Origin of the sequence: Pararhodobacter sp. CCB-MM2 (assembly GCF_001691415.1) — a bacterium.
Lineage (GTDB): Bacteria > Pseudomonadota > Alphaproteobacteria > Rhodobacterales > Rhodobacteraceae > Pararhodobacter.
Genome location: NZ_LRRR01000017.1, coordinates 55,210 through 80,922, shown reverse-complemented (window position 1 = coordinate 80,922; position 25,713 = coordinate 55,210). Strand labels below are relative to the sequence as shown.

At 66.0% G+C, this 25,713-nt stretch carries 29 protein-coding genes; 10 read left to right on the top strand and 19 right to left on the bottom strand.

Annotation, left to right across the window (positions count from 1 at the left end):
* Positions 1–67: 67 nt before the first annotated feature.
* The 8 genes from BCY78_RS15955 to BCY78_RS15920 form a co-directional block, all read right to left on the bottom strand.
* Positions 68–1,003, bottom strand: a complete 936-nt coding sequence (locus BCY78_RS15955) for an ABC transporter permease (protein WP_068303932.1) — start codon at positions 1,001–1,003, stop codon at positions 68–70.
* The gene (locus BCY78_RS15950; RefSeq protein WP_068303929.1) at positions 1,000–1,431 is read right to left on the bottom strand and encodes a GNAT family N-acetyltransferase; all 432 of its coding nucleotides are present in this window, start codon (positions 1,429–1,431) and stop codon (positions 1,000–1,002) included. The genes BCY78_RS15955 and BCY78_RS15950 overlap by 4 nt, the downstream gene beginning before the upstream one ends.
* Positions 1,424–2,236 carry an ABC transporter ATP-binding protein gene (locus tag BCY78_RS15945; protein WP_068303927.1) on the bottom strand — a complete coding sequence of 271 codons (813 nt, stop codon included), beginning with the start codon at positions 2,234–2,236 and terminating at the stop codon, positions 1,424–1,426. The genes BCY78_RS15950 and BCY78_RS15945 overlap by 8 nt, the downstream gene beginning before the upstream one ends.
* 77 nt (positions 2,237–2,313) lie before the next feature.
* Positions 2,314–2,679 carry a hypothetical protein gene (locus BCY78_RS15940; RefSeq protein ID WP_068303925.1) on the bottom strand — a complete coding sequence of 122 codons (366 nt, stop codon included), beginning with the start codon at positions 2,677–2,679 and terminating at the stop codon, positions 2,314–2,316.
* Between the two features lie 2 nt (positions 2,680–2,681).
* Complete coding sequence (gene hydA / locus BCY78_RS15935; RefSeq protein WP_068303923.1) at positions 2,682–4,136, bottom strand: dihydropyrimidinase; 1,455 nt, start codon at positions 4,134–4,136, stop codon at positions 2,682–2,684.
* A gap of 19 nt (positions 4,137–4,155) precedes the next feature.
* Entirely contained in the window at positions 4,156–4,491 is a 336-nt protein-coding gene (locus tag BCY78_RS15930; protein ID WP_139103196.1) for a hypothetical protein, read from the bottom strand.
* Between the two features lie 106 nt (positions 4,492–4,597).
* On the bottom strand, positions 4,598–5,848 hold the full coding sequence (locus tag BCY78_RS15925) for a Zn-dependent hydrolase (protein WP_068303918.1): 1,251 nt from the start codon (positions 5,846–5,848) through the stop codon (positions 4,598–4,600).
* A 94-nt stretch (positions 5,849–5,942) separates the two neighbouring features.
* The gene (locus BCY78_RS15920; protein ID WP_068303916.1) at positions 5,943–7,283 is read right to left on the bottom strand and encodes an aspartate aminotransferase family protein; all 1,341 of its coding nucleotides are present in this window, start codon (positions 7,281–7,283) and stop codon (positions 5,943–5,945) included.
* 189 nt (positions 7,284–7,472) lie between these two features.
* On the opposite strand from BCY78_RS15920, the gene BCY78_RS15915 reads away from it, so the two are divergent.
* Together BCY78_RS15915 and BCY78_RS15910 are read left to right on the top strand one after the other, a co-directional pair.
* Positions 7,473–8,138: a TetR/AcrR family transcriptional regulator gene (locus BCY78_RS15915; protein WP_068303914.1), complete on the top strand. Its 666-nt coding sequence runs from the start codon at positions 7,473–7,475 to the stop codon at positions 8,136–8,138.
* Complete coding sequence (locus BCY78_RS15910; RefSeq protein WP_068303912.1) at positions 8,135–8,728, top strand: TetR family transcriptional regulator C-terminal domain-containing protein; 594 nt, start codon at positions 8,135–8,137, stop codon at positions 8,726–8,728. The genes BCY78_RS15915 and BCY78_RS15910 overlap by 4 nt, the downstream gene beginning before the upstream one ends.
* Before the next feature lie 2 nt (positions 8,729–8,730).
* Here BCY78_RS15910 and BCY78_RS15905 read toward each other — a convergent pair whose 3' ends face one another.
* The 3 genes from BCY78_RS15905 to BCY78_RS15895 form a co-directional block, all read right to left on the bottom strand.
* The gene (locus BCY78_RS15905; RefSeq protein WP_068303910.1) at positions 8,731–9,447 is read right to left on the bottom strand and encodes a DUF5765 domain-containing protein; all 717 of its coding nucleotides are present in this window, start codon (positions 9,445–9,447) and stop codon (positions 8,731–8,733) included.
* A 63-nt stretch (positions 9,448–9,510) separates the two neighbouring features.
* Entirely contained in the window at positions 9,511–10,485 is a 975-nt protein-coding gene (locus BCY78_RS15900; protein ID WP_068303908.1) for a DUF808 domain-containing protein, read from the bottom strand.
* A gap of 76 nt (positions 10,486–10,561) precedes the next feature.
* The gene (locus tag BCY78_RS15895) at positions 10,562–11,458 is read right to left on the bottom strand and encodes an AEC family transporter (protein WP_139103195.1); all 897 of its coding nucleotides are present in this window, start codon (positions 11,456–11,458) and stop codon (positions 10,562–10,564) included.
* A 225-nt stretch (positions 11,459–11,683) separates the two neighbouring features.
* Between BCY78_RS15895 and cobS the strand changes: the two genes are divergently transcribed.
* From cobS to BCY78_RS15880, 3 genes are all read left to right on the top strand, one after another.
* A complete protein-coding gene (gene cobS / locus BCY78_RS15890) occupies positions 11,684–12,658 on the top strand; it encodes a cobaltochelatase subunit CobS (protein ID WP_068303904.1) in 975 nt (324 codons plus the stop codon).
* A 96-nt stretch (positions 12,659–12,754) separates the two neighbouring features.
* Positions 12,755–13,231: a DUF1877 family protein gene (locus BCY78_RS15885; RefSeq protein WP_068303902.1), complete on the top strand. Its 477-nt coding sequence runs from the start codon at positions 12,755–12,757 to the stop codon at positions 13,229–13,231.
* 19 nt (positions 13,232–13,250) lie between these two features.
* Positions 13,251–13,928, top strand: a complete 678-nt coding sequence (locus BCY78_RS15880; RefSeq protein WP_068303900.1) for an aspartate/glutamate racemase family protein — start codon at positions 13,251–13,253, stop codon at positions 13,926–13,928.
* Here BCY78_RS15880 and BCY78_RS15875 read toward each other — a convergent pair whose 3' ends face one another.
* Positions 13,929–14,531 carry an NADPH-dependent FMN reductase gene (locus tag BCY78_RS15875; RefSeq protein ID WP_068303898.1) on the bottom strand — a complete coding sequence of 201 codons (603 nt, stop codon included), beginning with the start codon at positions 14,529–14,531 and terminating at the stop codon, positions 13,929–13,931.
* A gap of 97 nt (positions 14,532–14,628) precedes the next feature.
* Between BCY78_RS15875 and BCY78_RS15870 the strand changes: the two genes are divergently transcribed.
* Positions 14,629–15,060: a helix-turn-helix domain-containing protein gene (locus BCY78_RS15870; protein WP_068303896.1), complete on the top strand. Its 432-nt coding sequence runs from the start codon at positions 14,629–14,631 to the stop codon at positions 15,058–15,060.
* A 62-nt stretch (positions 15,061–15,122) separates the two neighbouring features.
* On the opposite strand, the gene BCY78_RS15865 is transcribed toward BCY78_RS15870, so the two are convergent.
* On the bottom strand, positions 15,123–15,710 hold the full coding sequence (locus tag BCY78_RS15865) for an NADPH-dependent FMN reductase (protein ID WP_068303894.1): 588 nt from the start codon (positions 15,708–15,710) through the stop codon (positions 15,123–15,125).
* A gap of 161 nt (positions 15,711–15,871) precedes the next feature.
* Between BCY78_RS15865 and BCY78_RS15860 the strand changes: the two genes are divergently transcribed.
* The 4 genes from BCY78_RS15860 (at position 15,872) to BCY78_RS15845 (ending at position 21,332) form a co-directional block, all read left to right on the top strand.
* The gene (locus tag BCY78_RS15860; RefSeq protein WP_139103194.1) at positions 15,872–16,471 is read left to right on the top strand and encodes a hypothetical protein; all 600 of its coding nucleotides are present in this window, start codon (positions 15,872–15,874) and stop codon (positions 16,469–16,471) included.
* A 117-nt stretch (positions 16,472–16,588) separates the two neighbouring features.
* Positions 16,589–18,466, top strand: a complete 1,878-nt coding sequence (gene cobT / locus BCY78_RS15855) for a cobaltochelatase subunit CobT (RefSeq protein WP_068303890.1) — start codon at positions 16,589–16,591, stop codon at positions 18,464–18,466.
* 43 nt (positions 18,467–18,509) lie between these two features.
* Positions 18,510–19,547, top strand: coding sequence for a hypothetical protein (locus BCY78_RS15850; RefSeq protein ID WP_068303889.1), 1,038 nt, complete (start codon positions 18,510–18,512; stop codon positions 19,545–19,547).
* A 6-nt stretch (positions 19,548–19,553) separates the two neighbouring features.
* Positions 19,554–21,332 (top strand): aminopeptidase P family protein, encoded by a 1,779-nt coding sequence (locus BCY78_RS15845; RefSeq protein ID WP_068303887.1) that lies wholly within the window; start codon positions 19,554–19,556, stop codon positions 21,330–21,332.
* Positions 21,333–21,389: 57 nt separating this feature from the next.
* Here BCY78_RS15845 and BCY78_RS15840 read toward each other — a convergent pair whose 3' ends face one another.
* The 6 genes from BCY78_RS15840 to glpD all read right to left on the bottom strand — a co-directional run bounded on the left by BCY78_RS15840 (position 21,390) and on the right by glpD (position 25,529).
* Positions 21,390–21,809, bottom strand: coding sequence for a DUF2155 domain-containing protein (locus BCY78_RS15840; protein ID WP_068303885.1), 420 nt, complete (start codon positions 21,807–21,809; stop codon positions 21,390–21,392).
* A complete protein-coding gene (mlaD, locus tag BCY78_RS15835; protein ID WP_068303884.1) occupies positions 21,806–22,270 on the bottom strand; it encodes an outer membrane lipid asymmetry maintenance protein MlaD in 465 nt (154 codons plus the stop codon). Before mlaD ends, BCY78_RS15840 begins: the two co-directional genes overlap by 4 nt.
* Position 22,271: 1 nt before the next feature.
* Positions 22,272–22,646 carry an NADH:ubiquinone oxidoreductase subunit NDUFA12 gene (locus BCY78_RS15830; RefSeq protein ID WP_068303882.1) on the bottom strand — a complete coding sequence of 125 codons (375 nt, stop codon included), beginning with the start codon at positions 22,644–22,646 and terminating at the stop codon, positions 22,272–22,274.
* A gap of 151 nt (positions 22,647–22,797) precedes the next feature.
* Entirely contained in the window at positions 22,798–23,382 is a 585-nt protein-coding gene (locus tag BCY78_RS15825; protein WP_083195081.1) for a peptidylprolyl isomerase, read from the bottom strand.
* Entirely contained in the window at positions 23,369–23,884 is a 516-nt protein-coding gene (locus tag BCY78_RS15820; RefSeq protein ID WP_068303880.1) for a peptidylprolyl isomerase, read from the bottom strand. The genes BCY78_RS15825 and BCY78_RS15820 overlap by 14 nt, the downstream gene beginning before the upstream one ends.
* A 79-nt stretch (positions 23,885–23,963) precedes the next feature.
* The gene (glpD, locus tag BCY78_RS15815; protein ID WP_068303879.1) at positions 23,964–25,529 is read right to left on the bottom strand and encodes a glycerol-3-phosphate dehydrogenase; all 1,566 of its coding nucleotides are present in this window, start codon (positions 25,527–25,529) and stop codon (positions 23,964–23,966) included.
* Positions 25,530–25,713 lie beyond the last annotated feature (184 nt).

Sequence of the window (25,713 nt, the reverse complement as noted above, 5' to 3'; positions counted from 1 at the left end):
CAGGCCGCCAGTACCGCCAGCGTGAAGGCCAGGCGCACCAAGGCGCCCTCGTCCTTGAGGAACCCGCTCATGCTGCCATCCCCATGCGTTTAAGCACCCGCCGCTCGATCGCACCGACGATCCCCACCAGCGAAGCCGCGAGGATCGCCGCCGCAAAGAGCGCGGCCCAGATCTGGATCGTCTGGCCGTAATAGCTGCCCGACAGCAGCCGCACGCCCAACCCGCCGCGCTGCACCGGCAGCTCGCCGACGATGGTGCCGACCAGCGCCGAGGCGATGCCGATCTTGAGCGAAGCAAACAGGAAGGGCATCGACATCGGCAGCCGCAGTTTCAGGAACACATCGCGCCCGCCGGCGGAATAGGTCTTCATCAGGTCGAGCTGCATCGCATCGGGCGCGCGCAGGCCCTTCACCATGCCCACGACGACCGGGAAGAAGCTGAGATAGGCCGCGATGATCGCCTTCGGCACCAGCCCCGCCACGCCGATCGAGTTCAGCACGACGATGATCATCGGCGCCAGCGCAATGATCGGGATCGTCTGGCTGGCAATCGCCCACGGCATGACCGAAGCATCGGTCGCCCGGTTGTAGACGATGGCCACGGCCAGCAGGATGCCGCCGCCGGTGCCGATCAGGAAGCCCAGCAGCGTCGCATTGAGGGTGATGAGCCCGTGATAGATCAGGCTGCGGTTGGAGCTGACGGATTCCACCACCCGTTGCCCAAAGCCCTGAACGGTCAGCGGCGTCGTCTCGCGGCACATCCGGCGCCCGACGGCGTCGCAGCCCACGGTCTGCTCATAGAGGCCGATGAGCACCTGATGCGGCGCGGGCAGCACCGGACGCTCCTGGTTCATGGTCAGCGCGACCATCTCGCCAAAGGCCAGCTCGCGGTCATTGCGCGCGGCCTGATCGTATTCCCACTTCGCGTTCATCGGGATCACGGCGAGGTACCAAAGCCCGATCAGAACAGCGACGACGGTGAGGACGGGGATCGAGCGGCTCATCGCGTCCACTCCATCCGGATTTCCGGCAGGTTCTCCGGCGGCTCGGCCGGAAGGCGGGCCGTTTCGACGAACCCCTCGCGCGCATAGAAGCGCCGGGCACCGGCGTTGGCCTCATGCGTGTGCAGATACAGCCGGTCGCGCCCCTCCTTGGCACGGTCCATCAGCGCCTTCCCCAGCCCCTGACCCGTGCGTGCACAGTAAAACCCGCCAATCTTGCCCTCGACCGGATCGAGCGAGAGATAGGCCTCGACGGGCTCCCCCGCGATCCAGATCTCGCGCATCGGCAGGGCCTCGCGCAGATGCCCTTCCAGCACCTCGGGCGCATGGACGCGCGGCATCCAAGCCGTGGCATCGACCCAGCCGTTGACGACCGCAGCCATCGCCGGGACATCCGCATCCGAGGCGCGACGGATCAAAGGCTCAGGCATCCTCGTACCCCGCCCGCAGCCCTTCGCGCACGCGGTGGGCGATGGAAATGAACTCGGCCGAGTCGCGGATATCGAGCGGACGCTCGGCCGGCAGGGTCGATTCGATCACGTCGGTGATCCGGCCCGGACGGGGCGACATGACGACGATCTTGGTCGAGAGATAGACCGCCTCGGGGATCGAGTGCGTCACGAAGCCAATGGTCTTCTGCGTCCGTGCCCAGAGCTTCAACAGCTCCTCATTCAGACGGTCGCGGACGATCTCGTCCAACGCGCCGAAAGGCTCGTCCATCAGCAGGATCTCGGCATCAAAGGCCAGCGCGCGGGCAATCGACGCCCGCTGCTGCATTCCGCCCGACAGCTGCCAGGGGAACTTCTTCTCAAAGCCCGCGAGTTCCACCAGCTCCAGCACCCGCGCCGCGCGCTCGGCCTGTTCCGCCTTGGAATAGCCCATGATCTGCAAGGGCAGCTTCACATTGCCCTCAATGGTGCGCCACGGATACAGGCCCGCCGCCTGAAACACATAGCCATAGGCGCGCGCCTTGCGGGCGGCCTCAGGGGTCATGCCGTTCACGGTCAGCGAGCCGCCGGTCGGTTGCTCCAGATCCGCGATGGTGCGCAGGAAGGTCGTCTTGCCGCAGCCCGAGGGGCCGATGAAGCTGACGAATTCTCCCTTGTTGATGGTCAGATCCACGTCCTTCAGGGCATGGACCGGCCCGTCGTTCGTGTGGAACGTCAGGTTGAGGCCCTTCGCCTCGATCACCGGAGCGCCCGCCGCCCCCTGGCCATCCTTAGTCACATCCAGCATCGCGTCCCCGAAGTCACGGTCATTGTTGTTCTTTGCCTCGCGGCCGTCCTGTTCCGACGGGCGGCCACAAGGGTCGCTCAGTCGCAGGGCCGCAAGGTGCGTCCCGTATTGGTATCAAAGGGGGTCAGCACATAGCCATCCCCTTCGGCCGGCGCGAAAAGATAGCTCGCCACCCAATTGTCCGAACCCTCGTGGCAGGCGGCATGGATCGCGGTGATCGTCTCGCCTTCGCGGTCGACCTCGGCGATGGGGCAAAGAGCCTCCGGCTGCTCCACGCTGTCCGGGCGCAGGATCAGGAAGACCTCCTGATCCGTGTCGCCGGCCAGATAGGCGCAACCCGCCGCATCGGCATAGACACCGGCGATCGGCAGCTCCAGCGCCTGCGCGGGCTGAGCCGCGACCAGCGCCACCAGCGGCAGGGCGAGGCGGAGGGTACCCGCCACCCTCATACCCCCGTCGCCGGGATGCCCGAGCGCTGCACCGGGCGCGGCGCAGTCAGCTCCTTCCACGTCGACAGCGCGTTCGAAACCGAGGAATTCGGCTCACGCTTGACGAATTTGCCGTGGCCCTCCTCGGTGCGGATCTCGCCGTCATGCACGGCGACCTGGCCCCGCGTCAGGGTAAAGCGCGGCAGACCCTTCACCTCTTGGCCCTCGAAGACGTTGTAATCGATGGCCGATTGCTGGCTGCCCGCGGTGATGGTCTTCGACTTCGTCGGGTCCCAGACCACCAGATCTGCATCCGCCCCCACCAGAACCGCGCCCTTCTTCGGGTACATGTTCATGATCTTGGCGATATTGGTCGAGGTCACCGCGACGAATTCGTTCATTGTCAGTCGGCCCGTATTCACGCCATGCGTCCAGAGCATCGGCATCCGGTCCTCAAGGCCCCCCGTCCCGTTCGGGATCTTCGAGAAATCACCAACGCCATAGCGCTTTTGCTCGGTGGTGAAGGCGCAATGGTCGGTCGCGACGCAGGACAGCGTACCCGCCTGCAGACCGGCCCAGAGGCTGTCCTGATGCTTCTTGTTGCGGAAGGGCGGCGACATGACACGGCGGGCAGCATGGTCCCAATCAGGGTTGAAATACTCGCTCTCATCCAGCGTCAGATGCTGAATCAGCGGCTCGCCCCAGACCCGCTTGCCGTTCTGCTTCGCGCGGCGGATGGCCTCATGCGCCTCCTCACAGGAGGTGTGCACGACATACAAGGGCACGCCCGCCATATCGGCGATCATGATCGCGCGGTTGGTGGCCTCGCCTTCGACCTGCGAGGGGCGCGAATAGGCATGCGCCTCGGGGCCGGTATTGCCTTGCGCCAGCAGCTTCGCGGTCATCTCGGCCACGACATCGCCATTCTCGGCATGGACCATGGCGATGCCGCCCAATTCGGCCAGACGCTGGAACGAGGCATACATCTCGTCATCATTCACCATCAGCGCGCCCTTGTAGGCCATGAAATGCTTGAAGGTGTTGATGCCGCGATCCTTGACCACGGTCTCCATCTCGTTGAAGACCTGCTCGCCCCACCAGGTCACCGCCATGTGGAAGCTGTAGTCGCAATTCGCGCGGGTCGATTTGTTGTCCCACATCTGCAGCGCATCGAGCAGCCCCTGCCCCGGATTGGGCAGCGCGAAATCGACGACCATCGTCGTGCCGCCGGCCAGCGCCGCGCGGGTGCCGCTCTCGAAATCGTCCGAGGAATAGGTGCCCATGAAGGGCATTTCCAGATGGGTATGCGGATCGATCCCGCCGGGCATGACATAGCAGCCACTCGCATCGAGCTCGCGGTCGCCCTTCAGCCCCTGCCCGATCTCGATGATCACGCCGCCCTCGACAAGGACGTCCGCCTTGTAGGTCAGATCTGCGGTGACGATGGTGCCGTTCTTGATGACGGTGCTCATGAATACTTCCTCTGTTGGTTCAGACCGAGGCGAAACAGGCCAGGGCCGGCCCATGCACCCCGATGTCCAGGGGTCCGAAATCACTGTCCACACAGAGCGTGAAACACTCCGCACGGGGGATGTAGAGGACGGAATAACACCCGTCCGAGCGCACCACGGTCCAGCAGGTCTGGGTGATCCCGCCAGAGAAATTGACCGTGACCGCGCGATGCCGCTTCACAAGCCGCGCGTGGAAATCCTTGAGGGTCAGTGCCCCCGCCCTTGTCGAGCCGTCGAAGGCCTCAAGCTCGGCCGCGAGCAGCGCGTCGATCAGCGCCTCCATCCCGCCTGCCGTGCCCTCGTCCCGACTGCCCATCTTTGCTCCACAAATATCCTCGGGAGGGTCCGGGAGGGCGAAGCGCCTCCCGGCGGCGGGGCGAGCGGCCCCCCTTGCGGGGGCCCGAGCCGCGCCGCGTCCCCGTTCAGCTCACCACTTCCGCCGTTTCCAGAACGGCATGCAGCAGCACATCCGTCCCCGCCCCGGCCCATTCCTTCGAGATTTCCTCGGCCTCGTTATGGCTCAGGCCGTCGACGCAGGGGCACATGATCATCGCCGTCGGCGCCAGATCGTTGATCCAGCAGGCGTCATGCCCCGCGCCCGAGATGATGTCGCGATGCGAATAGCCCAGCCGCTCGGCCGCATTGCGCACCTTGGCCACGCAATCCACGTCGAAAGCCGGCGGTTCGAACTGGCCGACGATCTCCGAGGCGAATTCGACCCCGATGCCTTCGCAGATCCCCGGCGCGCGGGCGTTGAACTCGTCGACCATGCCGTGCAGCACCTCGGGCAGATGCGAGCGGAAATCGACCGTGAACACCACCTTGCCCGGGATCACGTTGCGCGAATTGGGATAGACGTCGATATGGCCGATCGCCCCCACCGCGCCCGGCTGGTGCTTCATGGCGATCTCGTGCACCAGCTCCGTCAGCAGCGCCAGGCCCCGGCCCGCATTCTTGCGCATCGGCATCGGGGTCGAGCCCGTATGGCTGTCCTTGCCAGTCACCGTGCATTGCACCCAGCGCAGGCCCTGCCCATGGGTGACGACGCCGATATCCTTGCCCTCGGTTTCGAGGATCGGGCCCTGCTCAATATGCAGCTCGTAGAGCGCATGCATCTTGCGCGCGCCGACCTTCTCGTCGCCCTTCCAGCCGATCCGCTCCAGCTCGTCGCCGAACCGCTTGCCCTTGGCATCGACCCGGTCATTGGCCCATTCCAGCGTATGCCGCCCGGCGAAGACGCCCGAGGCCAGCATGGCGGGGGCAAAGCGCGTGCCCTCCTCGTTGGTCCAGTTCACCACGACGATGGGATGCTTGGTCTTGATGCCCAGATCATTCATCGAGCGCACGACTTCCAGCGCGCCCAGAACGCCCAGAACGCCATCGTATTTGCCGCCCGTAGGCTGGGTATCCAGATGGCTGCCCATATAGACCGGCAGCGCGTCCGGGTCCTCGCCCGGACGGGTCGCGAACATGTTGCCGATCTCATCGACGCCCATGGTCATGCCGGCGTCTTCGCACCAGCGTTTGAACAGGTGGCGGCCTTCACTGTCTTCGTCGGTCAGGGTCTGGCGGTTGTTGCCGCCCGCGACGCCGGGGCCGATCTTGGCCATGTCCATCAGGCTGTCCCACAGCCGGTCGGGATTGATGCGGAGGTTCGCGGCAGGCGCGGTCATGTCGACTCCTGTTGGTTCGTCGTGTCTTGGCCGGGCGATCTGGCGCCGCCCCTGGCAAAGGGCCGGCGCGGAGCGTGCCCGCGCCGGTCCAGTCTTACTCGAGCGTCTCGAGCACGTCCTTGATCGTGCCGACCAGCTGGTCGACATGGGATTTCTCGATGATCAGCGGCGGCGACATGGCGATGATGTCGCCCGTCGTGCGCACCATGATCCCCTTCTCGAACGCCTTCAGGAAGGCCGAGAACGCCCGCTTCGTCGGCTCGCCCGGAATGGGCTCCAGCTCGATCGCGCCAATGAGGCCGAGGTTGCGGATGTCGATCACATGCTTCACGCCCTTCAAGGAGTGCAGCGCCTCTTCCCAATAGGGCGCGATATCCGCCGCGCGCTCGAACATGCCCTCCTCCTTGTACAGAGCCTGCGTCGCCAGACCCGCCGCACAGGCGATGGGCGAGCCCGAGTAGGTATAGCCGTGGAACAGCTCGATCATATGCTCGGGGCCGTTCATGAAGGTGTCGTGCACCTCGGAGGTGGTGAACACCGCACCCATCGGCACCGTGCCCGAGGTCAGGCCCTTCGCCGTCGTCATCAGGTCCGGCATCACCCCGAAATAATCGGCGGCAAAAGCGGTGCCGAGGCGGCCGAAGCCGGTGATAACCTCGTCGAAAATCAAGAGGATGCCGTGTTTCTTCGTGATTTCCCGAAGCTTCTGCAGATAGCCCTTCGGCGGCAGGATCACACCCGCCGAGCCCGCGACCGGCTCGACGATGACGGCCGCGATGGTATCCGCGCCGTGCAGGGCCACGATGCGCTCCAGCTCATCGGCGAGGTTCGCGCCATGCTCCGGCAGACCCTTGGCCCAGCGGTTCTCGTCGGGCAGATAGGTGTGCTGCATATGGTCGACGCCGTTCAGCAGCGAGCCAAAGACGCGGCGGTTGTTGACCAGACCGCCGACCGAGATGCCGCCGAAGCCGACGCCGTGATAGCCCTTCTCGCGCCCGATCAGCCGGGTGCGGGCGCCGTCGCCGCGAGCGCGGTGATAAGCCAGCGCGATCTTCAGCGCGGTATCGACGGATTCCGAGCCCGAGTTGGTGAAGAAGACGTGGTTGAAGCCCTCGGGCGACATCTCGACCAGCCGGTTGGCCAGCTCGAAAGCGGCCGGATGGCCCATCTGGAAGGCGGGGGCATAATCCAGCTCGGCGGCCGAATTCTGGATCGCCTCGACGATCTTCGGGCGGCAATGGCCGGCGTTGCAGCACCACAGGCCCGCGGTGCCGTCGAGGATCTGGCGACCGTCGGCCGAGGTGTAGTGCATGTCCTTCGCGCCGACCAGCATGCGCGGGTTCTGCTTGAACTGCCGGTTCGCCGTGAACGGCATCCAGAAGGCCGAAAGGTCGTTGGGCGCGGTCTTCGAGGCGGTGGGGTGGTCGAGGCTCATCTATAACTCCGAAGGCTGGGCGGTGGCCGGGCTGAAGCGGCTTTTTCGCCGGGTTGTCACCGGCCGGACGCAAGCCTATTCTCGATGAAACCCGACCAAAGGAAGGCCGGGCACAAGACGACGCTAGCAGACCTGACCAACCAGTCAAGGTGTCTGAGAGGCGGGTGCAGGACGGGGAGCACGGCGTGCATGGCGCAGACTGAGGGCGCTGAAAAATCGGGCACGCGCGCGGAAATGCGCGAGGAAACGGAGCGGTTGATCCTTGACGCGGCGGAGGGGATCTTCGCCGAAGCCGGGTTCGGCGGCGCGACGATGCAGGCCATCGCGGATTCCTGCGGGCTGCCCAAGGCCAATCTGCATTACTATTTCTCGTCGAAGGAAAAGCTCTATCGCCGTGTGGTGGAACGGATTTTCACCATCTGGCTGGAGGCCGCCGACAGCTTCGACACCGAGGCCCGTCCCGAGGTCGCCCTGCGCCGCTACATCAGCCGCAAGATGCAGCTGTCACGCGAACATCGCCATGGCTCCAAGGTCTGGGCCAACGAGGTGATGCATGGCGCGCCCATCGTGCAGGATTATCTGGAGAGCGCGCTGCAGGTCTGGACCGACACCCGCATCGCCGTCATTCGCCGCTGGATCAACGAGGGGCTGATCCGCCCGGTCGAGCCACGCTGGTTCCTCTATATGATCTGGGCGACGACCCAGCATTACGCCGATTTCGCCCATCAGATCGAGACCTTGAACCACGGCGCGCTTGACGATGCGCAATGGCACGAGGCCACCGAGACCGTCTGCGGCATCCTGCTGCGCGGCATCGGCATCGACCCCCATTCGACCGGGGACAGGCCCGCATGACCACGCGTATCCAGCGCCGCAACCGCCGCAAGATCCTTGATGCCGCGCTCGAAGTCTTCTCGGCCCAGGGGTTCCGGGGCGCGACCCTCGATCAGATTGCCGGGGTGGCGGGGCTGTCGAAGCCCAACCTGCTCTATTATTTCGACAGCAAGGAAGCGATGCACCGCGCGCTTCTCGATGAACTGTTGGACATCTGGCTGGCCCCTCTGCGCGCCATGAACCCCGAGGGCGACGGCCGGGCCGAGATCATGGCCTACATGCGCCGCAAGCTGCAGATGTCGCGTGAATACCCGCGCGAAAGCCGCCTGTTCGCCAACGAGGTGCTGCAAGGCGCGCCGAGACTGGGCGATGAAATTTCAGGCGATCTGAAAACGCTGGTCGATGAAACCGCCGCCCTGATCCGGCGTTGGATCAAGGCCGGGCAAATCGCGCGGATCGATCCCTACCACCTGATCTTCTCGATCTGGGCGCTGACGCAGCATTACGCGGATTTCGACGCGCAGATTCGCATGATCCGCGACGGGGCCGACCCGATGGACGGTGCCGAGCCCTATCTGGAAGAGCTGTTCGACCGGCTGCTGAAGCCCTGAGATCAGCCCGGCTGCGGCGTGGCTCCGGTGACCGAGCGGCGCACCAGTGGGCTCAGAGCGACCAGCACGATGACGATGGAGAACAGGCACCAGATCGCCGGAACCTCGTTCGGGTTGTCGGTCAATAGGGAGGCCGCGATCGGCCCCGCTGCGAGGTGGAAGATCACCAATCGCCACGCGCCGTAGATCAGCGGCAAGGCGAAGGCCACCAGCATGTAACTCGGGAAGCCCCAATGCGTGCCGGTCCAGCCTTCGAGACTGACGAGCATGCCATTATAGGGCACGTCCCACGCCTGATGCCAATCGCCCGAGACGGTGCAGAGCCGCTCGGCGCAGAGCTGTGATCCGGGCGCGCAGGTGCCGGCCCATTCAAACGGGTAGAGTTGCAGCAACATCAGCACCGACGAGGCCGCGCAGAGCGAGAACACCAGCACTTTCATCGCGTTGGAGACGGGCTTGGCGACCAGTGCCATGGCGAAGGCGTTGATGAACAGGGGTTGGAAGACGATGTGCAGCACGCTGAGCATCGTCACGCTCTCGTTCACCGGGGTGCCGCATTGGTCGATGACCGCATAGCCGGCGACCTGCAGCGCCTCCATCAGGGTGAAATAGCCCAGCGTCACCGGGATCGCGAGCGGGTCCTTGCGGCGCGCCGACACCACGGTCGAGGCCCCGCCCAACGCGACCATCGCCGCGGATACGCCCATCGTCCAGCACATGGCCCTGCCCCCTCTGCCTGCCCTTACGTCACCAAAGCACGCGGGCAGGTCCGGGGGCAATCGTCAATGCGCTTCGGCTTTGCCCTTGCCGGTCACGGCCCGAACCAGCGGGTTGATGACGAAGGTGGCCAGCGGGATCAGCAGCAGACCATAGGCCAGCCCGAAGATCCCGTCGAAGAAGGCGGTGACCGCCCATTCGACGAAGCCCTGCCATTGCTGGATCGCCTCGGCCGCGGCGACGGCCTGATGGTGGATCCATTCATAGGGTGCATGCAGGCCGAGTTCGTGCAGCCCGTGCAGGATGATCGAGCCACCGACCCAGATCATCGCCGCGGTGCCGACGACCATCAGCGCCTTCATGAACCACGGCATGAAGCGCACGATGCCGCGCCCCAAGGCCCGCGTGGCCGAGAGGTTGCCGACGCGCGCAAGCCACAGCCCGAAATCGTCGGCTTTCACGATCAGCGCCACGCCGCCATAGACGGCGACGGTGATGCCGATCCCGGCGATGGCGAGCGCACCGGCCTCTATCCACAGGCCCTGATCGGCCTCCAGATTGGAGAGGATGATCGTCATGATCTCGGCCGAGAGGATGAAGTCGGTCTTGATCGCGCCCTGGACCTTCTGTTCCTCCAGATGGGTCGGGTCACCGTTCATCACCTGCCCGTCGGCATGCGGCTTATGCGGCGCGAACAGGTGGTAGACCTTCTCCGCCCCCTCGAAACACAGATACGAGCCGCCGAGCATCAGCAAGGGCGTGATCAGCCACGGCGCGAAGGCCGAGAGCAACAGCGCGGCGGGCAGCAGGATCAAGAGCTTGTTGCGGATGGAGCCGAGGGCGATCTTGCCGACGATGGGCAATTCCCGCGCCGGGGCGAAGCCATGCACGTATTTCGGCGTGACGGCCGCGTCGTCGATCACGGCGCCGGCCGCCTTGGCCCCGGCCTTGGCGGCCTGACTTGCGATGTCGTCGATCTGCGCCGCCGCCACCTTGGCGATGCCCGCCACGTCATCAAGTAGGGCCAGAAGTCCGCTCATGAATACCTGCCAGAATGCCTTTAAATCTTCGGCCAGAAGGTAGGGGCCGACCGGGGGCTGTCAAGCGAAAGCGCCCTTACAGCACCAGCGCCGCCAGCAGTGGCAGCAGCGGCAGGCACAGCAGGGTCTGCCAGGTCAGGATCGCGGCATAAAGCTCGGCATCGCCCCCCATCTGCCGCGCGACGATGTAGCCATTGGCCGCCGCCGGCACCATGAACATCAACGCGCCGGCCAGCATCGCCTCGGAGGACAGCCCGACACTCCAGCCGATGGCCAGAAACAGCGACGGCGCCAGCACCGGGCGCAAGAGCAGCCCCACCCACATCGGCGCCGAGGCCGAGAACAGCCGCCCTGGCATCAAGCCCGCACCGACGCAAAGAAGGCCGACGCTGAGCGCAGCACGGCCGGCGAGGTCCAGCGTGATCGACAGGAACTCGGGCAGCGGCAGGCCCGACAGGTTGATCGCCAGCCCCACGACCGAGGCCTGCACCAAGGGATTGCCGATCACCACCCGCAGCATGGCCTTCGCCCCGCGCGGCGCGCCCTCGGGCGGGGTGCCCCAGATCCCCAGCACGGCGATATTGGCGAGGTTGATCAACACGATGCTGACCGCCATCGCCACGGCAAGCCAGGTCAGCGCCTCGGCCCCGGCGAATTGCGCGGCGGCGCTGAGCGCGATGAAGGCGTTCCACCGGGTGCCGACCTGAAACAACGTGGTGAAGCTGGGATCGCTGAGCCCCGGCCAGACGGCGCGCACGGCAAAGGCCGCCGCCGCCATCAGGGCCAGCACGATCAGCAGCGCGGGCACGAAGGGACCGGCGGCGACCTCGCTCAGATCGGCCAGCGCGATGGCGCGCACCAGCATTGCCGGGATCAGCAGGCGGAAGGACAGCGTGTCGATCCCCGCCCATTGCGGCTGCGGAATGATCCCCGAGGCGCGCAGGCTATAGCCCGCCGCAACCAGCAGCAGCACGGGAAGGGTCGCAAGAATGAGAGACAAGGGATCGGGCCTTCGGGCAGAGAATTCGCCGCGACGCTAGGGTGCGCGGCGGCCAAGGGCAATGGCCCGCACAAGGCGACGCGCATCAGGACGCATCCCGGCCCCCTTGCACAGGTGCAGCGAATACGCCACAAAACCCCCGACAGCATATTTCCGGGGCGCGATACGCGCGCCCTCGTACGAACAAAGGCGACCGGCATGACCGACATCCACGCGAAACCGACCGAAGAGATCTCTGTCCGCGAGGTCTTCGGTATCGACACCGACATGAAGGTGAAGGCGTTTGCCGAGGGCACCGACCGCGTGCCGGAGCTGGACCCGACCTATAAATTCGACCCCGACACGACGATGGCGATCCTTGCGGGCTTTGCCTACAACCGCCGCGTCATGGTGCAGGGCTATCACGGCACGGGCAAATCGACCCATATCGAACAGGTCGCCGCGCGCCTCAACTGGCCGACCGTGCGCGTCAACCTCGACAGCCACATCAGCCGGATCGACCTGATCGGCAAGGACGCGATCAAGCTGCGCGATGGCAAGCAGGTGACCGAGTTCCACGAGGGCATCCTGCCCTGGGCCCTGCGCAACCCCTGCGCCATCGTGTTCGACGAATACGACGCCGGTCGCGCGGACGTGATGTTCGTGATCCAGCGCGTGCTGGAGCATGACGGCAAGCTGACGCTGCTCGATCAGAACGAGATCATCACCCCGAACCCCGCCTTTCGTCTGTTCGCCACCGCGAACACCGTGGGTCTGGGCGACACGACCGGCCTCTATCACGGCGTGCAACAGATCAACCAGGCGCAGATGGACCGCTGGTCGCTGGTCGCGACGCTCAACTACCTGAGCCACGACGCCGAGACCAACATCGTGCTGGCCAAGAACCCGCATTACAACACTGCCAAGGGCCGGCAGGAGATCAGCCAGATGGTCACCGTCGCCGATCTGACCCGGACGGCCTTCACCAAGGGTCAGCTGTCGACCGTGATGTCGCCGCGGACCGTGATCTCCTGGGCCGAGAATGCGCGGATCTTCCGCAACATCGGCTATGCCTTCCGCCTGACCTTCCTGAACAAATGCGACGAGCTGGAGCGTCAGACCGTGGCCGAGTTCTACCAGCGCTGCTTCGGCGAGGAACTGCCGGAAAGCGCCGCTTCGGTGGCGATGGGCTAAGGCCCGCTCAATCGCGCGACACCCCATCCTGTGGATGCAACGAAACGCCCTCCGGGGCGTTTTGCTGTTTTCAGCATCTCGGATGGGGAGGTCCGAATGGGCATGAACATGATCCTGCGCCGGTTCGATCCGGTGGAAGCCCCCGCAACACCCGGCCGCGAGGCCGCCCGCTTTGCCCATGGTTTCGGCCATGGTGCCGACCAGCGGGTGCTGGACATGATCCAGCTTTGGCACCCGTGCAACTATCTCGCCTCGGGCGCTGTTTGGGCCGATGCGTTGCCGGAAAACTGGCTTCTGGGCGGCGCACATTGGCACGCGATGCATCCCGACGAGGAACCGCCCCGCGTCCTGAGCCCGCAGGAGGTGCGCGCGATCCGCACGCATCTCGACAGCCTCGATGAGGCTTTGTTGGACGAGCGCATGCAGCATATGGCCAGCGGGCGCACCGGCACGTATCGTGCCCCCACAAGCCGCGAGGAACGGGCCTGGACGCGCGACGAATACGACCGTCTGACCGATTTCTTCCGTGCCGCCGCCGAGGCGGACGAGGCGATTCTGAAAACCGTGGGCTGAGCGGCCCCAAGGGGGACCCATGCATATCGGTCTGATCGGCGGCATCGGCGCGGCGGCGACGGTGGTCTATTACCAGCGCCTCTGCGCCGCGGTGGCGAAGACCGGCAAGCGGCTCGACCTGACGATCGTGCAGGCCGATATCCAGACGCTCATTCGCAACAACCTCGCTGATCTGCGGGCCGAGCAGGCGGTGGAATATGCGCCGCTGCTGCACCGGCTGAAGGCGGCGGGCTGCGATTGCGCGGCGATCACCTCGCTCGGCGGGCATTTCTGCTTCGAGGAAACCGAGGCGCTGAGCCCCCTGCCCCTCGTCTCGGCCGTCGCGCCGTTGGATGACTTCTTCGCCGCCGAGGGCATCGGCGCCGTGGGGCTTCTGGGCACGCGGGTGGTGATGCGCACCGGGCTCTATGGGCAACTCACTCGCACCAAGGCGCTGGCGTTGGACGACCGGATCGACGAGCTGGGTCAACTCTATCAGGACGTGGCCGTCGCCGGTATCTGCCCGGCTGAGGCCCGCACGACCTTCCTTCAGGCCGGGCAGCAGCTGATCGACAAGGGGGCCGAGGCCGTGGTGCTGGCCGGCACCGACCTCAACCTCGCCTTCGACGGCCAATCGCCGGGCTATCGGGTGATCGACGCGCTCGACGTGCATGTGGCGCGGCTGGCGGATCTCGCCACCGACCGCGCCACGCTCTGATCAGGCGGCCGCCGCCAGCGTCGCTGCGCGCGCCGGGCTCAGGGCGTTCGACCACCAGACGAGATCGTCGAAGGTCGCCTTCACCGACGGCGCCAGCACTTCGGCCACGGCGTCCATCTCCGCGTTCTGGCCCATCGGATGCACCTTGATGAACTCGCCCCCCGCGAGGTGGATCGCGCTTTTCACCGGCGCCATCTGCAACTCTACCCCGATCGTGCGCAGATGCTCGACCGCCCGGGCCGCACCCACACCGCCATAGCCGAAGGCCGAGAAGGGCTTGCGCGTCCAACCCTTGTAGGCCTGATCGAGCGCATTCTTCAGCACGCCGGTGATCGAGTGGTTGTACTCGGCCACGAGGAAGATGAAGCCGTCGAACCCGGCCACCGCTTGCTGCCATTTCTGCGCGGCGTCCGATTGCGAGGGCATCCACGCCTCGGATGCCATCTCGGCGAAGAACGGCAGGTCGAAATCGCGCAGATCAAGGATCTCGGCGGTCAGGTCATCGCGCTTCTGCGCCTCGGCCAGCAGGTATTGCGCCGGCTTGTCGGCAAAACGGGTGGGACGGGTCGTGCCGATCACGATGGCGATGCGGGGCTTGGACATGGTGGTTTCCTTCAGGTTTCCTTGTGTGCCGTGGTTACGAATGGTAACCTGAGCACGATGTGAAACCGATCCGATCCAAAGACAAGAAGGCACGGATATGAAACCAGAACTCCCGCCGGTGCCCTCGGAACAGGAAGGGGTCATCCTGCATCAGGCCTCGGCCTGCATGACCGTCAGCGATGTCCTGTCCCGGATCGGGGACAAATGGACGGTGATGGTGATCGTCACGCTGAGCCAAGGCAGCCGCCGCTTCTCGGAGATCGAGCGCGAGATCGGCAACATTTCCAAGAAGATGCTGACCTCGACCCTGCGCGCCTTGGAGCGGGACGGGCTGGTCGACCGCTCGGTGACGCCGACGCGCCCGCCGCGGGTTGATTACGCCCTGACCGATCTTGGCCGCGATCTGCGGGTGCCGCTGATGGCGCTGGGGGCATGGGCCGGGGCCAATGCCGGCCGGATCGAGGCCGCGCGGATGCGCTTTGATCTGGCCGAGACCGGCGGCGCACAGCCGTGGCAGACGCTGGGATAGAAAAAGGCGGCCCCAACGGGACCGCCTGATACTGGTTACGACACTGCCGAATTTCGGTCGGATCAGCCGCGGGCCGCCATGGTCGCGCGGGTCCACCAGTCCAGCTCGCCCAGCATCGCGTCGGCCGAGGCGCCGATGGTGCCTTCGATGGCCGAGATCGGCTGCGGGTTGCCGCCCAGCGGGTGCACGGTGAAGAAGTCAGCGCCAGCAATGTGCACGGCCGAACGGGTCGAGACCATCTGCAGCTCGATGCCGATGGTGCGCATGTGCTCGGCGGCACGCGAGGCACCCAGCGCACCGTAGCCGACGATGCCGAAGGCTTTCTTGTTCCAGTCGACATAGGCCTGATCGAGGGCGTTCTTCAGCGCGCCGGTGATCGAGCGGTTGTACTCGGCCAGCACGAAGATGTAGCCGTCGAACGAGACGATCTTTTCCTGCCAGGCGACGGCTTTCGGGTCGGCCGAGGGCATCCAGGCGTTCGAGGCCATCTCGTTGAAGAGCGGCAGGTCGTAGTCTTTCAGATCGACCAGTTCGACGTCCCAGTCGCCACGGGCGGCGGCGCGGTCGGCGATCCACTGGGCGGGCACAGCGCCGAAGCGCGAGTCACGGGTCGAGCTGATGATAACGGCAATACGGGGTTTCGCGGACATGTCGGGTCTCCTGTCAGTCTGCTGTGTGTTCGCTGGTGACAGACATCGGGGTTTCGGCGTGACTTGTCATGTCCACAAGGTCGCACAAGCTCTGTGCGCGTTTGCGTGAGGGGCGCGCGAGGCCCTTGTCACACTGGCCTTTTCGGCCGCATCCTTGACGCATGAGCCCCTTGTCCCTGCGCCCCGCCCTAGTTCTTTTGTCCGCCCTTATCGCGGCCTCGCCGGCCTTGGCAGAGGGGCCTCGACTTGTGGCGGCGCTCTCGGGCGACTGGGACGCGGACCAGCAATTCGACGCGGCCACGATCACTGTCGACGACGAGGGCGGCACGGTCTTCACCCTGTACCACGGCGATGCCATCGGCGGGTTGCAGCCCGGCATCACCCTGACTGATGTCTTCTGGTCGGGAACCTTGGCCGGCACCCTGCCCTCGTTCGAGCCCCGCAGCGACAGCAGCTTCGCCGTGCTGACCCAGCAGACTGCCATCGGGCGCAATCCGTGGCACCAATTGCTGACGATCGCCTATCGAAATGGGGAATACCTCGTCGCCGGCTATGACTACGACACCTACGACCGGATCGACGTGGATCACTCGGGCTCGTGCTCGGTCAATCTGCTCACGGGCCGCTATGTGCTGGACGTCGACCCCGAGGGGCCAACCCCGCCCTATCGACGCGAAGGGACCGGGGCCGACAGGGCCTTTCCGCTCGCCCAATTGACGATGGATTACCGCCCCGAGGCCTGCGCGCCCGCCTTCGAGTAAGCGGTATCTGGGCCTGCCCCCTTGTTCCCATGCGCCGGGGGTGATTTCCCGGTGGCAACGGGGTCGCGCGCGTGAGCGCGCAGGCCCGCTCCAGTTCCTGAACGGCCGCCGCTGACGATGCAGAAGCCCCCCGACAACCCCGCCGATCCCTTCAAGAAAGCGCTGACCGAGGCGACGCGCACGCTGGCCGACGATGCCGAAATGGCGGTCAGCTTCACCGTCGACCCGCCGGGCATGACGAAGGACACGATGCGCCTGCCGCAGGTCACCCGCCGGATGACCCGTGACGAGGTGTTGCTGGCGCGCGGCACCGCCGACAGCTTCGCCATGAAGCGGCGCTATCATGACGAGGGCGTGCATGGCCGCTACATGCCGCAGGGCCAGATGGCACGCGACCTCTACGAGGCGATGGAAACCGCCCGCTGCGAGGCCGTCGGCGCCCGTCACATGCCCGGCACGGCGTCGAACATTGACGCCCGCATCGCCCATGAGGCCGACCGCAAAGGCTATAGCCAGATCCGCAGTCAGGCCGAGGCACCGCTCTCGGTCGCGGCGGGCTATCTGATCCGTGAGATGGCCTCGGGTCGTCCGTTGCCCAAGGGCGCCGATACCGTCGCCGATATGTGGCGCGGCTTCTTCGACGAGCAGACCTCGGGCACGCTGGAAGGTCTGGACGACGTCCTGTCCGACCAGTCGGCCTTTGCCCGTCTGGCGCGCAAGGTGATCTCGGACCTCGGCTACGGCGACCAGCTGGGCGACGATCCCGACGACATGGGCGACGATCCTGAGGACGGCGCCGAGGAGGAACAGGACGAAGGTCCCGAGAATCCCGACGCGCAGGGCGAGGAAGAGCAGCAGCAGGAGCAGACCGAGGAATCGGACGACGGCCCGCGCGAGGAATCGGCCGAGACCGAAATGGTCATGGACGATCAGGCCGAGGACGAGATGTCCGAGGAAACCGAGATGCCGCAGGCCGAGGCGCCGCCCGAGCCGCCCGCGCCACAGCCTTTCTCGGATGCTGACCCGAATTACACCGTCTTCACCACCCAGTTTGACGAGGAGGTCCTCGCCGAGGATCTGGCCGAAGCCGCCGAGCTGGAGCGCCTGCGCGCCTATCTCGACCAACAGCTGGAGCCCTTGAAAGGCGCCGTCTCGCGGCTGGCGAACAAGCTGCAGCGCCGCCTGCAGGCACAGCAGAACCGTTCGTGGGAATTCGACAAGGAGGAAGGCATCCTCGATGCCGGCCGCCTCGCCCGCGTGGTCGCCAACCCGACGACGCCGCTGTCCTTCAAATGGGAGAAGGACACCGAATTCCGCGATACCTGTGTGACATTGCTGCTGGACAATTCCGGCTCGATGCGCGGCCGCCCGATCTCGATCGCGGCGATCTGCGCGGATGTTCTGGCCCGCACGCTGGAGCGCTGCCAGGTGAAGGTCGAGATCCTCGGCTTCACCACCCGCGCCTGGAAGGGTGGCCAGAGCCGCGAGAAATGGCTGGCCGAGGGTCGCAAGCAATCGCCGGGTCGTCTGAACGACCTGCGCCACATCGTCTACAAGAGCGCCGATGCGCCGTGGCGGCGGGTGCGCGACAACCTCGGGCTGATGATGAAAGAAGGCCTGCTGAAGGAGAACATCGACGGCGAGGCGCTGGAATGGGCGCATCGCCGGATGCAGGCGCGGCGCGAGCAGCGCAAGATCCTCATGGTGATCTCGGACGGCGCGCCGGTGGACGATTCGACCCTCTCGGTCAACTCGGCCAACTTCCTCGAGAAGCACCTGCGCGACGTGATCGCCATGATCGAGAAGCGCAAGGCCGTGGAATTGCTGGCCATCGGCATCGGCCATGACGTGACGCGCTACTATGAGCGCGCTGTGACCATCACCGATGTCGAACAGCTGGCCGGCGCGATGACCGAGCAACTGGCAGCGCTGTTCGACAGCGACCCGCGGGCCCGCGCCCGTGTCATGGGCATGGCCAACGTCGCCCGCTTCTGACTTGCCGGGGGCCTCGAGCCCCCGCCCTTTCCGCCGAGGCCCGATGCGTAACGCCCTGATGTCCCTCAGCTTCGCCGCGCTCTCTGCCGCGGCGGGCGCCGCGCAGGCATCGCCCTGCACGATCTATTTCGACGCCCTTCAGGCCCATCCCGTGGGCACGCCCAACGACGATGTCTCGTGCCGCGCCCAGCTGCTGGAAGCCCTGACGCTGGACCTGCCGGCCGTGCAATCGGCCGAGCCCGCCACCACGCCCTCGGCCGTGATCGGCACATGGCTGGGGGACAACCTCGCCCTGCCCTTCGCCGGTGCAATGACCCCCGGGCAAGAGGTGTTGGAGATCACCGAAGGCGCCGAACCCGGCACGCTGGTCCTGCGCCAATATTGGTACAAGGTGAACCCGCCCCCCAATGGCGTGTCGGCCGATGCCGTGCCCTTCGACGCCGAGGGCCATCACACCAATCTGGTCGCGGAAGCCCATCTCGACATGGATGAGCGCGGGATCTTTCAGGTCGACCCGTTCGAGCCGATCCGCTACCCGGGCGCCCGCCTGCAGTACCGGCGCGTCAATGAGCTGCACGTCCTCGCCATGCTCAACCGGTTCGAGGGTGGCGGCCAATTCCTGCGCAGCGGCCCGCAGCTGGTGCTGGCCTCGGACCGGCTGCCCGGCCCCGCCGCGGACACGCCTCTGCCGTCCGTGGCGACCTTCACCCGCGTGGCCGACGGCGCGCCGGATACCGCGCTGGCCATGGTCGCGATCTTCGATCAGAGCCAGACGCGCTATTTCGATTGCCTGACCCATCAGATCAGCGCCGAGACCAGCCCGCTGGCGGATGTCCTTCAGCCCGACGGCATCCCCGCCCTTCACGAGGCGATCCGCGGGATGCTTGATGTGAACCGGCAGATGCGAGACCTGCAAAGCGCCATCGAGGCCGCCGAGGGCGACGACCGGCAGGCGCTGAGCACGCAATACACTGACCAGATCGCCAGCTACCGCGACCTCGTCACCGCGCCCCTGTTCGACCGCCTGCGCACGGCCTTCGAGGCCGAGACGCTGGGCTGCCCCGACCCGCAAGATCTGTGAGGCCCGATGTTCCAGCTTTTCACCGCCACGACCCGCCCCTCGGATGGTCCGCCCCGCCTCGCCGCACTGCGTGCCGAGCTGTCGAAACGCGGCCTGACCGGGTTCCTTGTGCCCCGTTCGGATGCACATCAGGGCGAGTATGTCTCGGCGCATGATGAGCGACTGAGCTGGCTGACCGGCTTCACCGGCTCGGCCGGGTTCTGCGTCGTTCTGCCGGAAATCGCCGGGGTTTTCGTCGATGGCCGCTACCGGTTGCAGGTCAAGGATCAGGTCGCATTGTCGGATTTCACGCCGGTCGACTGGCCGGAAGTCGGCGCGGCGGAATGGCTGGCCGAACACGCCCCCAAGAATGCCGTCATCGGTTTCGACCCTTGGCTGCACACCCCCGACGAGATCGCCCGGATCGAGGGCGGGCTGAAGGGCACCGGCATCACTCTGGCCCCGCAGGCCGAGAACCCGCTCGACGCCGCTTGGACGAACCAACCCGCGCCCTCCTCGGGCCGGGTGCGGCCGCATCCGATGTCGCTCGCCGGCAAGACCGGGGCCGAGAAGCGGCTGGAATTGGCGGCTGAGCTGCGGGTGGCTGGCGTCTCGGCCACGGTGATCACCTTGGCCGACAGCCTCGCCTGGCTGATGAACTGGCGCGGGTCCGACATCATCCGCAACCCGGTCGTGCAGGGCTTTGCCGTGCTGCACGATGATGCACGGCTCGATCTGTTCATCGACCCGGACAAGGTCCGCCTGATCCCGGAAGAAGACGGCGTCACCCGCCACGCCGTGTCGGCCTTCCCCGACGCCCTGCGCGCCCTGAACGGGGCCACGCGCTTCGACCCGGCCACTGCGCCCGTCGCGGTCAAGTCCGCACTCGCCGATGGCGTCGCGGGCGCCGATCCCTGTCTGATGGCCAAGGCGATCAAGAACGAGGCCGAGCTGGAGGGCATGCGCGCCGCCCATCGCCGCGACGGCGCCGCGTTGATCGAATTCCTATCGTGGTTCGATGCCCATGCGCTCGACGGGCTGACCGAGATCGACATGGCCAAGAAGCTGGAGGAATGCCGCTCGGCCACCGGGCTGCTGATGGACCTGAGCTTCGACACCATCTCGTCGACCGGGCCCAACGCGGCGGTGATCCATTACCGCGTGACCGAGGAGACGAACCGCAAGCTGCAGCCGGGCGATTTGTTCCTGCTCGATTCGGGCGGGCAATACCCGGACGGCACCACTGACATCACTCGCACGATCCCCGTTGGCGTGGTCGATGCCGAGCGTCGCGATGCCTATACCCGCGTGCTGAAGGGCATGATCGCCGTCAGCCGCGCGCGCTTCCCCAAGGGCGTCGCCGGCGGCCATCTGGATGCGCTGGCGCGCTATCCCCTGTGGCTGGCCGGTCAGGATTACGACCACGGCACCGGCCATGGCGTGGGCGCGGCGCTCAGCGTGCATGAGGGGCCGATCCGGATCAGCCGGGCCTCGACCCTGCCCTTGCAGCCCGGCATGATCCTGTCCAACGAGCCCGGCTATTACCGCCCCGGCGCCTTCGGCATCCGCATCGAGAACCTGATCGTCGTGCGCGAGGCCGGCCCCTTGGGCGACAATCGCAAGATGCTGGATTTCGAGACGATCACCCTGTGCCCGATCGACAAGCGGCTGATCGTGCCCTCGATGCTGAGCGCGGATGAAATCGCCTGGCTGGACGGCTATCACGCCTGGGTCGAGACCGAGCTGGCCAGTGAGGTCAAGCCCGATGCCCGTCAATGGCTGGCCCGCGCCTGCGCGCCCCTGTGACGGCCATAACGACATATCCGGAATGATCGAGGGGGCCCGCAAGGCCCCCTTCTCGTCTCAACTGCAGCTGACGACCCAGACGTCGTAGCGCGGATGATCCAAGGCATTCAGTGCCGGGCTGGACGCGATCATCCAGCCTTGGAACACCTGTTCTTCGCCGCGCGTGTCGGTGATCTGCAGGAAGGCGAAAGCGTCCGACGCGGGGTCCTCGGCCGGGAAGCGGCAGGCGCTCATGCTGATGCTGAGACGGCCGTAATTCACCGTGCCGCCGACGGCGATCATGATGTCGTCGACCTCGCCCGAGACCTTGTCCAAGGCGCGCAGAACGGCCTCCGACCCAGACGACATCTCAGGCGTGATCGGACGCTGGTCGCGCAGGGCCTCGCCCAAGGTGCGCCAGTCGACCTGTTGCGCCGCGACGGGGGCGATCAGAGCGGCGGAAAGGGCCAAGCCGGAGAGGAGCGCGCGCCGGATCATTGCGGATCCGCCGCGGCATCCGAGCCGGTGAAGGCGCGCAGCAGCAGCGTGATCAGGCTCACCGCGCTTTGCGTGTCTTGGAAGCTGTCGCCGGGTTGCAGGTTATCCATGTCGCCGCCGGGCAGGATCTCGATGAAGGTGCCACCGAGGATCCCCTCCTGCGCAACCTGGATCGTCGAATCGAGGGGCAGTTCGATGCCCTGATCGACGCCAAGTGTCAGCATGGCGCGGAAGGTCTGCGGATCGAGGGTCAGCGCGGTCACGGTGCCGATCTTTACACCGGCCAGACGCACTTCGGTACCGGGGCGGACGCCTTCGGCCGAACGGAAGCTGGCTTGCAGATCGTAGGAGGCCGCGCTCCCCAGCGCCGCGCCGGTCGAGCGCAGGGCGAAGACGACGAACACCGCAGCGACGAGCATCACTGCGGCGCCGAGGGCGACCTCCCAGGCGCGATAGGCCATGTTACTCGGGCTGCCAGGCTTCGTAGTCGCGGCGCTCGACGGGGTTCACGCGGCGCAGCGAACCGGCGGGCACATAGGCCGCGGCGGTGCCGGTGAGGTTTTCGACATGGGGCTTTTCCCAGGTCTTGTGGACCAGCGGACGCTCAGCCGGGGTTTCGTCCCAAGTGCCGTGCAGCCAGCCGTGCCAGTCGGCATCCACGCGCGAGGCTTCGATCTCGCCGTTGTAGATGACCCAGCGGCGTTTGCCGTCGCGCGACTTGTAGAAGATGTTGCCTTGGCTATCTTCGCCGACCTTGACGCCTTTGCGCCAGGTGAACAGCTGCGTGCCGAGGGTCTGGCCGTTCCACCAGGTGAGGGCGCGAAGCAAAGCGTTCATGGCAATGTCCTTGGTCTGTCCGTTGCCCCGACATATGCCGCAACTCGCCGGGGAAATAAAGCCCCGCCGCATCGCGGAAAGATCACGACCAGCGGAAAAAAGGCGGCAAAGGGAAAGGCCGGAGGCATCTCTGCCCCCGGCCCTGCCTGGATCACTCGGTGACGGTCACATCCGCCATCACGTCCGGCGCGCCGACGACGGCACCGTTGCCGCCGGTGCCGCGCTTGATCGCGTCCAGCACGTCCAGACCTTCGACTACCTGACCGAAGACCGTGTACTGGCCGTTCAGATGCGGGGCCGAGTCGAACATGATGAAGAACTGGCTGTTAGCCGAGTTCGGGTTCTGCGACCGGGCCATGCCCACCACGCCCCGTGCAAACGGCTCGCCCGAGAATTCGGCCGGCAGGTCCGGCAGATCCGAGCCGCCCATGCCCGCGCGCGAGGTATCGCCGCCGGCACGACCGAACTGTACGTCGCCGGTCTGCGCCATGAAGCCGTCGATCACGCGGTGGAACACGACGCCGTTGTAGGCGCCGTCACGGGCCAGCTGCAGAACACGCTCGACGTGCTGCGGGGCCAGATCCGGGCGCAGGGCGATGACGATCTCGCCCTCGGCCTCGCCGGTGACATGGATCGTCAGGCGCGGCGCATCGGCCGGCGCATCCGAGGCCGAGGCGGCATACGGCATCAAAGCCAGTGCCGACGCGGCCAGCGCGAGGAGATTACGACGCAGCATCGGCGGCCACCTTCATCGAGATCATCGTGTCCGGGTCCGCCGGCGGCTCACCACGGGTGATCTTGTCGACATGCTCCATACCCTCGATCACGCGGCCATAGACCGTGTACTGGCGGTTCAGGAAGTGGTTGTCGTTGAAGTTGATGAAGAACTGGCTGTTGGCCGAGTTCGGGTTCTGCGAGCGGGCAGCACCGATCGTGCCGCGGTCGTGCGGGATGCCCGAGAATTCCTGCTTCAGGTCCGGCAGATCCGAACCACCCGTGCCGGCACGGCGCAGGTTGAAGTTTTCCTTGCTGCTGTTGCCATGCTCGACATCGCCGGTCTGGGCCATGAAGCCGTCGATCACGCGGTGGAAGACAACGCCGTCATAGGCGCCGGCGCGGGCCAGTTCCTTCATCCGCTCGACGTGCAGCGGCGCGATTTCCGGCAGCAGCTCGATGGTGACGGTGCCGGATTTCAGCTCCAGCAGGATGGTGTTCTCGGGGTCCTTGATCTCGGCCATGACGGTCTCCTTTGCGCATTTGGCGCGCACCCTAGCGCGGGTTTCCGCCAAGGGGAACGGGGATCGGCCAGTTTTCCGCTCACGCCTCTGCGCGCGTCCGTTCGGTCATGTAGGCCCCGACCCGGTCGATCTGCGCTGCCGTCATGTGCAGCCCCAGTTTCGAGCGCCGCCAGAGCACGTCCTCGGCCCCCTTGGCGAATTCGCGGTCCATCAGCCAATCGACCTCGCGCGCGGTCAGGCTGGCGCCAAAATCCTCGCCCAGATCTACGGAGGAAGTGGCGCCTGACAGGATCTCTGCCGCCTCGGTGCCATAGGCGCGGATCAGGCGGGTGGCCCAAGCCTCGGTCAGGAACAGATGGCGCGCGCGCAGTTCGGCGATCAGCGCGGCGACACCATCGACCGGGAAATCCCCGCCCGGCAGCGCCACACCCGCCGTCCACTTGCCCGACATCGGCAGATGTGCGCCCAGCTTTTCCAGCGCCGATTCCGCGAGACGGCGATAGGTGGTGATCTTGCCGCCGAAGACATTGAGCACCGGCGCCCCTGCCCCGTTATCCAAGGTCAGCACATAATCCCGCGTCGCCGCCGTGGCCGAGCGCGCGCCGTCGTCGTAGAGTGGCCGCACGCCGGAATAGGTCCAAACCACGTCCGCAGGCGTGATCGCGCGGTTGAAATACCCGGAGGCAAAGGCGCAGAGATAGTCGCGCTCGCTCTCCGTGCAGCGCGGCGGCGTGTCCGGGTCCGAGTGTTCCGCATCTGTCGTGCCGATCAGCGTGAAGTCCTGCTCATAGGGGATCGCGAAGATGATCCGCCCGTCGCGGCCTTGGAAAAAATACGCCTTGTCATGGTCATAGAGCTTGGGCGTCACGATATGCGAGCCGCGCACCAGCCGGACATGCTCTTTCGAGCCCGAATGCAGCACGTCCTTGATCACCTCGCCCGCCCAGGGGCCTGCCGCGTTGACCAAGCCTTTCGCGCGGACCTGCCGATCGCCCAGAGTGACGGTCCAGATGCCGTCCTCGACCTTCGCCTCGGTGACCTTGGTGCGGGTCAGGATCTCCGCCCCGCGGGCCTGAGCATCGCGGGCGTTCAGCGCGACCAGCCGCGAATCCTGCACCCAGCAATCCGAATATTCATAGGCCATGCGGAACTGGTCCTGCAGCGGCGCGCCTTCCGGCGCCTGCGTCAGGTCCAGCTTCGTCGTGCCCGGCAGGATCTTCCGTCCGCCGAGGTTGTCATAGAGGAACAGCCCCAGCCGGATCAGCCACGCCGGCCGCCGCCCCTTCAGCCACGGCATGAAGAAGGACAGCAGCTTCGACGTCGGCGTCTCGCCATCAAAGCGCATGCCCGCATGATACGGCAGCACGAAACGCATCGGCCACGAGATATGCGGCATCGCGCGCAGCAGCGTCTCCCGCTCGATCAGCGCCTCGCGCACCAGCCGGAACTCGAAATACTCCAGATAGCGCAGGCCGCCATGAAACAGCTTGGTCGAGGCCGAGGAGGTCGCACCCGCCAGATCCCCCTTCTCGGCCACCAGCACCTTCAGGCCCCGGCCCGCCGCGTCGCGGGCGATGCCGCAGCCGTTGATCCCCCCGCCAATGATGACGAGGTCGTAGAGGTCGGAAGTCGGGATGTCGGTCATGGCAAGCTCTGGCGCCGCTGAGGCGCGACTCGGGTCGTTACGTTCGATCGCTTTCGTTTATACGCGAATATACGCGTTTTTGTGACATTTCAACAGAGACCCCCGCGACTTTCGGCGCGAATACCCGCGCGAATGCGCGTTTTTCCGCCCTTCGCTTGAAAGATGGAGTATCGGGCGCAACAAT